The organism is Bacillus sp. (in: firmicutes) (assembly GCF_031983925.1).
GTDB lineage: Bacteria > Bacillota > Bacilli > Bacillales > Bacillaceae_G > Bacillus_A > Bacillus_A pacificus.
In genome coordinates this window covers 128,623-141,047 of record NZ_DALYZR010000001.1, presented here as the reverse complement: position 1 = coordinate 141,047, position 12,425 = coordinate 128,623, and the positions used below count along the sequence as shown (strand labels likewise).

The following is a 12,425-nucleotide window of genomic DNA, read 5'->3' as shown; positions in this document are numbered from 1 at the left end:
TATTCCCCCTATAATGTATCTATTTCTCTTCTGTCCCCTACTCTCGAAAGCTTCCCATTTCTTTCTGTCACTTCCTCCATAATATCTTCTAATGATATATTTTTTTCGGCTAATAACACGAAGCAGTGATACAATACATCAACTATTTCTTTCACTAGCTCTTCGTTATCATTATTTTTGGATGCAATAATTACTTCCGTACATTCCTCACCAATTTTCTTTAAAATTTTATCTTCTCCTTTTGAAAACAAGTAATTTGTATATGATTCAGGAAGTGGATTTCTCTTTCGTTCTTCAATTGTTTCAAATAGTAATGTAAAGGCGTTTTTCATATGTATCCCCCTATATAATTTTGTAATGAAAACATGTTTTTTCTCCCGTATGACATGCAGGTCCTACTTGCTTTACGACAACAACAATTGAATCTTGATCACAATCTAAATAAAGAGATTGCACATGTTGGACATTACCTGATGTTTCTCCTTTATTCCATAACGACCTTCTTGAACGAGAATAAAACCATGTTCTTTTCGTTTCTATTGTTTTTTCATATGCCTCTTCATTCATATAAGCTAGCATTAAAACTTCTTTTGTATCTTCTTCAATTACAACTGCTGGTAATAGTCCTTTTGAAAAGTTAGGTTTCATAGCCGCACCTCAACATTTGCATTTCTTAACTTTCTCTTTACGTCCCCTATTGTCGCCTCACCGTAATGAAAGATTGATGCCGCTAATGCTGCATCAACTGCTGTCTTTTGAAACACTTCTATAATGTGATCAGCATGACCGCACCCGCCTGACGCGATGACAGGTACGGAAACACTTTTTGAAATTTCTTCTGTTAAACGAAGGTCATATCCGTTTTTCGTTCCGTCTGCATCCATACTCGTTAATAAAATTTCGCCTGCGCCTAGCTCTGTAACGCGCTTTGCCCACCTGATTGCATCCATTCCCGTATCAACTCTTCCGCCGTTCACATATACATTCCACTTATCTTCTGCTACTTTTCTAGCATCAATTGCGACGACAATACATTGTGAGCCAAAATGCTCTGCCCCTTCTCCGATTAATTTTGGATTTCGCACTGCTGCTGAGTTAATTGAAACTTTATCTGCTCCAGCTCTTAGTAAATTGTACATATCTTTCACATTTGAAATTCCTCCGCCAACTGTAAGAGGAATAAATACTTTTGAAGCCGTTTTTTCTACAACATCTACAATCGTTTTTCGTCCTTCATGAGTTGCCGTAATATCTAAAAATACTATTTCATCTGCTCCCGCATCATTATATAAAGCTGCTATTTCAACAGGATCCCCGACATCTTGTAGTCCTATAAAATTTACACCCTTTACGACTCGCCCTTCTTTCACATCTAGACATGGAATAACGCGTTTTGCTAACATAACTTTGTTACCTCTAGCACTTCTTCTAAATCAATCGTTTTCTCGTAAAGAGCCTTACCAATTATGACGCCGTATATGTTCATATCATTTAACTTTTTCACATCTTGAATAGATGCAATTCCTCCAGAAGCAATAAGTCGAGTAGAAACGCTTTTTTGTAGTAACTCCAATTGTGCTATATTCGGTCCTGCAAGTGTCCCGTCTTTCGAAATGTCTGTAAATACAATTGTTTGAACACCTATATTCTCCATTTGTTTTGCTAAATCAATGTAAGAAATTTCAGATACATCAAGCCAGCCTCTCGTTGCGACGAAACCATTTTTCGCATCAATTCCGACGATGATTTTTTCTTTATATAGAAAAACTGCTTCTTCTAAAAATGGCTTATCATAAAGAGCAGCTGTTCCTAAAATCACTTTATCTACCCCTACTGAAAATAACTTCTCTACGGCTACAAGTGATCGAATTCCTCCGCCAACTTGCACTGGAATACGTACTGCCTTGCAAATTCTTTCAATGACGGACAAGTTTAACGATTCACCAGCAACTGCACCATCTAAATCAACAATGTGCAACCGTTTCGCTCCAAATGTTTCAAATATAATCGCTTGCGCAACCGGATCTTCATTCATTACTGTTTCTTTACTAAATTCCCCTTGATACAGTCTAACGCATCGTCCCTTTTTTAAATCGATAGCTGGGAAGATTTCCATGATTCTACCACTCCTTTAAAATTTTTCAACATTTGCATGCCTATATCACCACTTTTTTCAGGATGAAACTGTGCGCCATATATATTTTCTTTTGCTACAAAACCAGGTACTTTCACTCCATAATCACTTATTCCATACACAATTTCATTTGGACAATCTGCGTAATAAGAGTGGACATAATATACGAAAGAACCGTCCTCTACTCCATTCCAAAGCGCTATTTCTCCTTCTTTCTTTAACTCATTCCATCCCATATGAGGAATTTTATAAGGAACCTTTAGCTTTCGAATAACGCCTGGCAATAAACTTAGCCCGTTACAGTCTTGTAGTTCCTCACTTTTTTCAAATAAAAGCTGCATTCCTAGGCAAATACCTAGAAGTGGTTTTCTTGAACGCCCGATTTCTTGTAACACACGCACTAAATCTTTTTCTTCCAATACATCCATCGCTTTTGGAAATGCACCTACTCCTGGTAAAATCACTCCATCACTTCTAAAAATCTCTTCTTTATCACTCGTTACAATGTACGCTGCTCCAATATGCTTTAATGCTTGTTCTACACTACGAATATTTCCCATTCCATAATCTATAATGGCAATCAATTACAACATCCCTTTCGTTGAATTTACACCAGTAATGTTGGCATTTCTTTCGACTGCTTCGCTAAGCGCTCTACCAAACGCTTTAAATAAGGCTTCAATTTTGTGATGTGTATTACTTCCGTATAAAATACGAGCATGTAATGTAATATTAGCAGCATGAGCAACTGCTCTAAAAAATTCTTCCGTTAGTTCTGTATCAAAATCCCCAAGCTTCGGATTCGTTAATTCTCCTTGAAATACAATATATGAGCGTCCACTTATATCAATTGCAACAAAGCCTAAAGACTCATCCATCGGTACATATGCTGAGCCGTACCTGTTAATCCCCTCTTTACTGTGCAATGCTTCTTTCAAACAATTTCCGAGTACAATTCCAACATCCTCAACTGTATGATGCGCATCAACGAATACATCGCCTTCTGCCTCCACTTGCAAACCGAATCTTCCATGCCTTGCAAATAAAGTTAGCATATGATCAAAAAAACCAACTCCCGTTCGTACAGAAACATTCTTCCCATCATCAAGCTGTAAACTTAATTTTATTTTTGTCTCTGTCGTCTCACGTATTTGACTAGACTCACGCATTATTCTTCCTCCTCAAATCTTATTTGAATTGCTCTCGCATGCGCATGTAATCCTTCTTTATTGGCAAGCTCTACAATATGATGTTGGACATCTCTTAATGCTTCCTCCGTATAAGACAGAAAGCTTGATTTTTTCACAAAATCATCGACTGATAACGGTGAGAAAAACCTTGCCGTTCCACTTGTCGGTAACACGTGATTCGGTCCTGCTAAATAATCCCCGAGCGGTTCTGGTGCATATGGTCCAAGAAAGATAGATCCTGCATGTTTCACATAAGCTAAAGCATTCATCGGTTCTTTTATATGTAACTCTAAATGTTCCGGGGCAATTTCATTCGATAACTGTAGTGCCTCATCTATAGAAGGAACGATAAAAATGGCTCCATTTCTATTTATTGATTCACGTGCAATTTCGCTTCTTGGTAATGTTTCTAACTGCCTTTCTATCTCTTTTTCTACTTTTTTTGCTAACTCTATATTTGTTGTAATACAAATTGCTGTCGCTCTCTCGTCATGTTCTGCTTGTGATAATAAATCAGCCGCAATATATTTTGCATTGCCGGTTTCATCCGCAATAACTACAATTTCTGACGGTCCAGCAATCATATCGATATTTACTATTCCGTATACTTCTCGTTTCGCTAGAGCGACGTACAAATTTCCTGGTCCAACTATTTTATCCACTTTCGGAATCGATTCCGTACCGTATGCTAAAGCAGCAATTGCTTGCGCACCACCTATCGTATAAATTTCATCTACTCCCGCAAGGCTTGCAGCAACTAAAATATGTGGATCAATTCCTCCTTCTCTTGGCGGTGTTACCATTACAATCTTTTTCACACCAGCGAGTTTTGCTGGCAATACATTCATTAATACTGACGAAGGATACGAAGCAGTTCCGCCTGGCACATATACGCCTACATTCTCTAACGGCCGAATGATTTGCCCTCTAATGATGCCTTCACTCGCACAATCGAACATCGATTGTCTTTTTTGCTTTTCATGGTACGAAATAATGTTTTTCTTCGCCTCTTGTAACGCTTCTAAAAATGAATTCTCTACAAACATACTCGCTCGTTTTTCTTCTTCTTCACTTACACGAAACTCTTTTATCTTTACACCATCAAACTTTTTTGTATAAAAAGATAAGGCCTCATCCCCACTCTCCCTTACATTTCGAACGATTTCGCTTACATTTCTTTGAACAGTTTCTTCTATTATATTAGCGTTTTCTCGTAGCAATTTTATTTTCGATAACGCCTTTTGAAAATCTTCAAAAACGATCTCCATTACAAGTCCCCCTATTTTCCTGACAAAATTTCTTGCTCCATCACATTTATAATACTGAATATTTCGTCTTTTTTAGTTTTTAATGCAGCCTTATTCACAATCATTCGAGCAGATATAGAATACATTTCCTCAAATACAATGAGTCCATTTTCTTGTAATGTTTTTCCTGTTTCAACAATATCAACAATCGCATCTACCAATCCAAGAATAGGAGCGATTTCTACAGACCCTTCTATTTTTATGATTTCTACATCCTCTCCTTTATCATGAAAATAGTTAGAAGTAATATGTGGATATTTCGTCGCAATACGTTTCTTCCGGTAGCTCTTCGGATTATAAGTAGGAATAGAAGCAACACAAAACTTACACACACCTACTCCTAAATCCAACATTTCATAAATATCTTTTTCGTTTTCCATTAAAACGTCTTTTCCAACGACCCCGATATCCGCTACTCCATGTTCTACATAAGTAGCAACATCTACTGCTTTCACCAAAATAAATGAGATATCTGTATTTTTACTTTGAAAGACAAGCTTTCGTCCTTTATTTTTAAGCTCTGAACAATCGATTCCAATCTGCTCAAAGAGTGGAATCACATGTTTTTCTAATCTTCCTTTCGTTAACGCAATTTGAATGTTACGCATGAAGTTTCTCCTTCTTTCTGGACTACCCATTTCTCGTTCCACACATATTCCACTAACGATTCGTTCTTTGCCTCAACAACCGTCACTATTTGATTTTTTCTTGCAAATTGAAAGGTGTCATTTAAATTAGAACATAAAGATATCTCTACTTTTTTCCCGTCCTTTTGAAGTAAATTTCGTAACCGTTCCGCTTCTGCTAATCTATTTAACTCGTAATGAATCATAATATCTATTCTCTTTCGTTCATACGGTTCTTGCTGCTCCTGCAGCGCCTTCACAATTTGATTAACTTGCACCGCGAGTCCAACAGCCGGCAACATTTCTCCAAAATTTCCAATTAACTCATCATATCTTCCGCCACTAACAATTTCTTCTCCAATTTCATATATATACCCTTTGAAAATAACACCCGTATAATAGTCCAAATGTTGAATCATACCTAAATCAATTGATATGTACGATCCATAGCCTAGCTTGTCAATTGCTTCATATATTTCTTTCACTCTTGCAATGGCCATTTTCATTTCATTACTGGAGGCGAGTTTTTCTGCTTCCTCAATCACTTCTAAATTCCCAAATAACCTTGGTAATTTCTCCAGTAACCTTACTGTTTCATCACATCGATCAAAATTTTTTTCTCTAATAAAATTTGATAGAGCAGCATAATTTTTACTTTCAATATATGTTCTAAGAACTTTCTCTTCTTCCTCATGAATGGAGAGCTTTTTGACAATACATTTATATAACTGCACTTGCCCAATCTCTATTGTAAAAGATTGCACTTTCAACTTTTGAAGTGATTGAATGACACTTATAACACATTCAATTTCAGCTCTTACATTATCAATACCGATAATTTCAATACCACTTTGCACGATCTCATTATATTTTCCAGTAAGGGACTCATTCGCTCGAAATACATTTCCGCTATACGTCACTTTAAGTGGTGTATCACACCTCTGCGTTCCGATCACTCTCGCTAAAGGAATTGTCATATCTGGACGCAATACGATAATCCTTCCCTTTTCATCAAAAAATTTATACATCTTTTCTTCATCTATCGGCCTGCTTTGAAAGGCGAACACATCATAAAATTCAATTGTTGGTGTCCTTATTTCTTCATAACCTCTCTCTAAAAAAGTACGCCTTAATTTTTGCTCCACTTCTTCAATTAACGTACATTCTTCGAATAAATAATCTCTCGTTCCATTTGGATTTGCCCGTTTCCATTTTGTCATCGAAATTCTCACACCTTTCCCTTTCTAATGTATGCTTATTTCATGCACCTAAACCGAAAATAAAAAGAGCCTTGTAGATAAAATATACCTACAAGGCTCTTTAGTAGCGTGTAGGTACAACGGGAATAACCCTTGCACCTACACGTTTTCACGCTAGGTTCAAGGGCTTTATGTATGATGATGTAGTTGTGTAAGCATTTTAATAGATTGCATTGTTTTCATAATACTTACTCCCTTTCTCCTCTAATTTTTACATAGTATATAATACTTAATTCTGAATGTAAATACATTTTAAATATTCCGTTATCTTTTAATATACAGCTACCATTCTTTCATACTCCTTTATTTCTTGTTCATATTGCATTGTAATACTAATTTCATCTAAACCATTTAATAATTTCTCTTTCCACATTTTCTCGATTGTAAAATGAAACCTGTGCGTACTTGTTGTAATTACTTCATTCTCTAAATTTACTTCTATTTGTTCTCTTGCATCCGTTTTGGCAAGCTTTTCTCGCATTTCTTTATCCATTACAATTGGTAACATACCATTCTTCATACAATTCATATAAAAAATATCTGCAAACCCTCCTGCGATAATTACGCGGAAACCATAATCAGCAAGTGCCCAAGGTGCGTGTTCTCTTGAAGAACCACATCCAAAATTATCACCTGTAATTAATATACTTGCTCCTTTTCTATCTGGTGCATTAAGTGGGAAATTAGGATTTTCGTGTCGTTCATTATCATACCGCCACTCATCAAATAAATATTTCCCAAATCCCGTCCTTTCAATTCTCTTTAAATATTGCTTCGGAATAATTTGATCTGTATCAATGTTATCATTCATAAGTACTGCGGCAGTACCTTTATGAATACGAAATGGCTCCATCATAACTCTCCTTTCTAATATCAACAAAATGACCATATAACGCAGCTGCTGCCGCCATTGCCGGGCTAACTAAATGTGTTCTTGCTCCTTTTCCTTGTCTTCCTTCAAAATTACGATTTGAAGTGGAAGCGCAATGCTCTCCTTCAGGTACTTGATCTGGATTCATTCCAAGACACATGGAACATCCAGGTTCTCTCCATTCAAATCCTGCTTCTTCAAATATGTGATGTAGTCCTTTTTGCATCGCCGCGTCCCTTACTCTTTTCGATCCAGGCACAACGAGTGCTCGCACACCTTCTTTTACCTTTCTCCCTTTCACAACAGATGCAGCAATTTCTAAATCTGAGAGCCTGGAATTTGTACAAGATCCAATAAAGACATGTTGAACTGGAATGTCATACGTACTTTGTCCAGGGCTTAATCCCATATAAGAAAATGCTCTTTCGTCATTTACATCATGCTTTTCTGGCAATTTCTCATCAATACGAACTCCCATACTCGGATTTGTTCCCCACGTAACGTATGGCGCTAAATCCGTAACGTCTATCGAAATATGTAAATCATACATTGCATCTGCATCTGTATAAAGTTCAGACCATTTCTTCTCGAAAGTTTCATAGTCTTTCGGTGCATATTTACGTCCTTTTACATAAGCAACTGTTTTTTCATCTGGCGCGATAATACCCGCTTTTGCTCCTCCTTCAATCGCCATATTACAAAGCGTCATTCTCTCTTCCATCTCCATAGCCTGAATCGTCTCTCCGTAAAATTCCATTACATATCCCGTTCCAACTGCTACACCGTACTTTGAAAGGAGATGCAAAATAATATCTTTTGCGTAAACGCCTTTCTGTAATTTTCCTTTTAACTCAATGCCCATCGCTTTCGGTTTTCTTTGCCACAGCGTTTGCGTTGCCAATACATGTTCCACTTCACTCGTACCAATACCAAACGCTAGCGCGCCAAACGCACCGTGCGTTGCTGTATGACTATCACCACAAACAATTGTTTTGCCTGGCTGCGTGAGCCCAAGTTCTGGTCCGATAACATGAACGATCCCTTGCTCTTCATCTCCGATATCCGCTAACGGCACCTGAAATTGTTTACAATTTTCCCGAAGTGTATCTAGTTGCTGCTTCGCAATGCGATCGGTAATATTCCAAACATCTTTCGTTGGAATATTATGATCCATCGTTGCGAATGTTAAATCTGGTCTGCGTACCGTTCGATTTGTAAGCCGCAAGCCTTCAAAGGCTTGCGGTGACGTTACTTCATGAACAAGGTGCAGATCGATATATAATAAATCTAATCCATTTTCATTTGTCGCAACTACGTGTCTTTCCCAAAGTTTATCTAGCAACCTTTTCCCCATTATCTTCCTCTCCCTACTAGTGCTTGCTCTTCCATTTCTTGCATTACTGCCTTCGTAAATGAAGTTGTCGTTTCAGTCCCGCCAATATCTGCTGTACATTTTCCTAATTTAAGGACTGCTGAAATCGCTTCTTCAATTGCACACCCCTCTCTCGTTAATCCGAACGATTGCCCAAGCATCATGGCAACAGAGCGCATCATCGCAATTGGATTTGCCTTATTTTTCCCGGCAATATCCGGCGCTGATCCGTGAATAGGCTCGTATAGCGAAGGGCCCTTTTCCGCGTGACTTGCTGATGGAAGCATTCCTAATGATCCAGCTAATACGGAAGCTTCGTCACTTAAAATATCCCCAAATAAATTTTCTGTTACAATTACATCAAACCGTCCTGGATTCCGAATTAACTCCATAGCAGCTGCATCTACTAAAATATGTTCTAGTTCAACATCTGGATAACGAAGGGCTACTTCTTCTGTTACAGTTCTCCATAGTTTACTAGATTCTAAAACATTCGCCTTATCAATAGATGTTACTTTTTTCTTCCGTTTACTCGCTAATTGAAAGGCATAAGAAACGATACGTTCAATTTCATGGCGATGATACGTAAGTGTATCTGTTGCTACTTCGTCGGTTCGTTCTTTCGGATAAGAAAAATAAATCCCACCTGTTAATTCACGAACGACAACGAAATCAATTTCATCAGCCTTTTTTAATGGCGATAAATGTGCCGTCGCACTTTCTACCGTTACAGGGCGAACGTTCGCAAATACACCGAGCCCTTTTCTTAAAGCTAATAATCCTTTCTCTGGTCTTTCTTTCGCACTATCCCACCTTGGTCCACCAACTGCTCCTAGTAAAACCGCATCACTTGCTAAACAAGCGGCAAGCGTTCGTTGTGGTAATGGTTGCCCATTTAAATCGATAGCACTCCCGCCAAAGTACTCATCTTGCAAATGAAAATGATGACCATATAACCTTTCTACCATATGCAATACTTCCTTCGCACTTTCCATAACTTCCGGTCCAACACCATCACCAGCTAAACAAACGATACGTTTTTCCAATTTCAACACTCCTTTTTAACTGAATTTTCAGAACATTAATTTGACAGGTGAGAATAGTCCCTCTCACCTATCAAACACTTATTTCACAAGCTGGATAAAAGATTTCAATTTCCCCGCTGCGTGGACATATGCTCTCGCCGACGCTTCCAATACGTCTTGCGCAACACCAAAACCTGATACTTGATGTGTTCCTTCTTTTAATTCAACATGAACATGAGCCAGTGCATCTTGACCTTGCGTAATAGATTGTATGCGATAATCCGCCAATTCACATTCTAATCCTAAAATTCTTTGGATTGCATTATAAATTGCTTCAATACTACCAGAGCCAGTAGCTGCATCTTCGAATACATTTCCTTCCTCATCTTTTAGTACAACTGTCGCACATTGTGTACTATTTGATACGAAATGTACTTGCAGTTGCGTAATATTATATTGCTGAGCCGCAAATGCTGCTTCACCAAGCATAAGTGCTCGTAAATCTTCCTCAGTAATTTCCTTCTTACGATCAGCTAATTTTTTAAACGCTTCAAACACTGCATCTCGTTCTTCCGTTGTAAATTCATAGCCAAGCTCTTTCATTTTTTCTGTAAACGCGTGACGTCCAGAATGTTTTCCAAGTACAAATAGGTTTTGAGATTCGCCTACTAACTCTGGTTCAATAATTTCATACGTTGTCACTTCTTTTAATACACCATCTTGATGAATTCCGGATTCATGAGCGAATGCATTCGCTCCAACGATTGCTTTATTTTTCGGTACAACCATACCTGTTAATCTGCTTACTAATGTACTTGTCGCTTTAATTTCTTTTAGCGTCATAGAAGGCTCTGCTTGATAGAAATCTTTTCTAATATGAAGAGCAACTGCGACTTCTTCTAATGCCGCATTCCCTGCTCTCTCTCCAATTCCATTAATTGTTCCCTCTACTTGCAATGCTCCCCCTTCAACCGCAGCTAGCGAATTTGCTACAGCCATCCCAAGGTCATCGTGACAATGACAAGAGAAAATTGCTTTTTCATATGAAGGAACGGATTCTTGTAAGTACTTAAAAAGAGAATAATATTCTTCTGGATTCGTATATCCAACTGTATCTGGAATATTAATTACATTCGCTCCTGCACGAATCGCAACTTCTACTGCCTCAGCTAAAAAATCTCTTGCTGTTCTTGTCGCATCTTCTGCAGAAAATTGTACTGTTGGAAATAATGATTTTCCAAGTGTAACAGAACGATGAATACTATCTAATACATCCTCTTTTGACATACAAAGTTTATATTTCATATGAATATCACTTGTAGCTAAAAATACGTGTAAACGAGGAGATACCGCACCTTTCACAGCTTCATATGCTCTTCGAATATCGCTTTCTTTTGCTCTAGCTAAACTCATAACTGTAGCATTTTGAATTGTATTCGCGATGCGTTTTACCGATTGAAAATCCCCTTCGGAAGCTGCTGCAAAGCCAGCTTCCATAACATGGATCCCTAGTCTCTCTAATTGCCTTGCAATTTGCAATTTCTCTTGTTCATTTAAATTCACTCCTGGTGATTGTTCGCCATCACGTAGCGTCGTATCCATGAACAAAATCTGCTTCATATTATTTCATCCCTACCTTTACTCGCGGCTGTACGAAAGGCATCATTTCACGTAATTTACGTCCAACTACTTCGATTTCATGTTCATTCTCTTTCTCATTTGTCGCATGGAAATTCGGTCTTCCTGCTTTATGCTCTGCAATCCAACCTCTTGCAAATGTACCATCTTGAATTTCTGCTAGCACTGTACCCATCGCTTTCTTCGTATCTTCCGTTACAACGCGTGGCCCTGATACGAAGTCACCCCACTGCGCTGTATCTGAAACTGAATATCTCATATTTTCAAGTCCACCTTCATACATAAGGTCAACAATAAGTTTCAGTTCATGTAAACATTCAAAATATGCAAGTTCCGGCTGATATCCCGCATCAACTAACGTTTCAAATCCAGCTTTTACCAGCGCAGTTACTCCGCCGCAAAGTACAGCTTGCTCTCCAAATAAGTCTGTTTCTGTTTCTTCTTTAAATGTCGTTTCTAATACACCAGCTCTCGTCGCTCCAATTCCATCGGCATAAGAAAGTGCCTTTTCAGTCGCAACTCCTGTTGCATCTTGGTATACTGCAAATAATGCTGGAACAGCGCCACCCTCACTAAATGTACGGCGTACAAGATGTCCTGGACCTTTTGGCGCTACTAGAAATACATCTACATTCGCTGGTGGTTTCACTTGATCAAAGTGAACATTAAATCCATGTGCGAAAACGAGAGAATTTCCTGCCTGTAAATTTGGCGCAATTTCCGCTTCATATACTTCTGGTTGCAGTTCATCTGGCAGTAAAATCATTACTACATCAGCCTGCTTTGCTGCTTCCGCTACTGTATATACTGAAAATCCATCTTCTTTCGCTTTATCCCAAGACTTCCCTTTTCTTAAACCTACTACTACATCAAATCCGTTATCACGTAAGTTTTGCGCATGCGCATGACCTTGCGAGCCGTATCCAATGATTGCTACTTTTTTTTCCTTTAATACATTTACCGTTACATCTTTTTCATAATAAACTTTTGCCATTTTCATTTC

At 38.1% G+C, this 12,425-nt stretch carries 14 protein-coding genes; all 14 read right to left on the bottom strand.

The window, feature by feature from the left end; genetic code table 11:
• Positions 1–8: 8 nt before the first annotated feature.
• The 14 genes from hisI (RTP99_RS00780) to ilvC all read right to left on the bottom strand — a co-directional run bounded on the left by hisI (RTP99_RS00780) (position 9) and on the right by ilvC (position 12,416).
• Entirely contained in the window at positions 9–332 is a 324-nt protein-coding gene (hisI, locus tag RTP99_RS00780; RefSeq protein WP_000786129.1) for a phosphoribosyl-ATP pyrophosphatase, read from the bottom strand.
• Between the two features lie 10 nt (positions 333–342).
• Positions 343–648, bottom strand: coding sequence for a phosphoribosyl-AMP cyclohydrolase (hisI, locus tag RTP99_RS00775; protein ID WP_000803969.1), 306 nt, complete (start codon positions 646–648; stop codon positions 343–345).
• Positions 645–1,403 carry an imidazoleglycerol phosphate synthase cyclase subunit gene (hisF, locus tag RTP99_RS00770; protein WP_000880229.1) on the bottom strand — a complete coding sequence of 253 codons (759 nt, stop codon included), beginning with the start codon at positions 1,401–1,403 and terminating at the stop codon, positions 645–647. Before hisF ends, hisI (RTP99_RS00775) begins: the two co-directional genes overlap by 4 nt.
• Positions 1,397–2,116 carry a 1-(5-phosphoribosyl)-5-[(5-phosphoribosylamino)methylideneamino]imidazole-4-carboxamide isomerase gene (hisA, locus tag RTP99_RS00765; RefSeq protein WP_000402315.1) on the bottom strand — a complete coding sequence of 240 codons (720 nt, stop codon included), beginning with the start codon at positions 2,114–2,116 and terminating at the stop codon, positions 1,397–1,399. The genes hisF and hisA overlap by 7 nt, the downstream gene beginning before the upstream one ends.
• Entirely contained in the window at positions 2,089–2,718 is a 630-nt protein-coding gene (gene hisH / locus RTP99_RS00760; protein ID WP_000560331.1) for an imidazole glycerol phosphate synthase subunit HisH, read from the bottom strand. Before hisH ends, hisA begins: the two co-directional genes overlap by 28 nt.
• On the bottom strand, positions 2,719–3,303 hold the full coding sequence (gene hisB / locus RTP99_RS00755; RefSeq protein ID WP_001209291.1) for an imidazoleglycerol-phosphate dehydratase HisB: 585 nt from the start codon (positions 3,301–3,303) through the stop codon (positions 2,719–2,721).
• Positions 3,303–4,592: a histidinol dehydrogenase gene (gene hisD, locus RTP99_RS00750; protein ID WP_000407010.1), complete on the bottom strand. Its 1,290-nt coding sequence runs from the start codon at positions 4,590–4,592 to the stop codon at positions 3,303–3,305. Before hisD ends, hisB begins: the two co-directional genes overlap by 1 nt.
• 11 nt (positions 4,593–4,603) lie before the next feature.
• Positions 4,604–5,239, bottom strand: coding sequence for an ATP phosphoribosyltransferase (gene hisG, locus RTP99_RS00745; RefSeq protein ID WP_001244481.1), 636 nt, complete (start codon positions 5,237–5,239; stop codon positions 4,604–4,606).
• Complete coding sequence (gene hisZ / locus RTP99_RS00740) at positions 5,215–6,477, bottom strand: ATP phosphoribosyltransferase regulatory subunit (RefSeq protein ID WP_000170319.1); 1,263 nt, start codon at positions 6,475–6,477, stop codon at positions 5,215–5,217. The genes hisG and hisZ overlap by 25 nt, the downstream gene beginning before the upstream one ends.
• Before the next feature lie 310 nt (positions 6,478–6,787).
• Positions 6,788–7,369 (bottom strand): 3-isopropylmalate dehydratase small subunit, encoded by a 582-nt coding sequence (gene leuD / locus RTP99_RS00735; RefSeq protein ID WP_000433195.1) that lies wholly within the window; start codon positions 7,367–7,369, stop codon positions 6,788–6,790.
• A complete protein-coding gene (leuC, locus tag RTP99_RS00730; protein ID WP_000518107.1) occupies positions 7,347–8,741 on the bottom strand; it encodes a 3-isopropylmalate dehydratase large subunit in 1,395 nt (464 codons plus the stop codon). The genes leuD and leuC overlap by 23 nt, the downstream gene beginning before the upstream one ends.
• Positions 8,741–9,805 (bottom strand): 3-isopropylmalate dehydrogenase, encoded by a 1,065-nt coding sequence (gene leuB / locus RTP99_RS00725; RefSeq protein ID WP_000415369.1) that lies wholly within the window; start codon positions 9,803–9,805, stop codon positions 8,741–8,743. Before leuB ends, leuC begins: the two co-directional genes overlap by 1 nt.
• Positions 9,806–9,883: 78 nt before the next feature.
• Positions 9,884–11,404, bottom strand: a complete 1,521-nt coding sequence (gene leuA / locus RTP99_RS00720) for a 2-isopropylmalate synthase (protein WP_000809579.1) — start codon at positions 11,402–11,404, stop codon at positions 9,884–9,886.
• Position 11,405: 1 nt separating this feature from the next.
• Positions 11,406–12,416, bottom strand: coding sequence for a ketol-acid reductoisomerase (gene ilvC / locus RTP99_RS00715; RefSeq protein ID WP_001151735.1), 1,011 nt, complete (start codon positions 12,414–12,416; stop codon positions 11,406–11,408).
• Between the last annotated feature and the right edge of the window lie 9 nt (positions 12,417–12,425).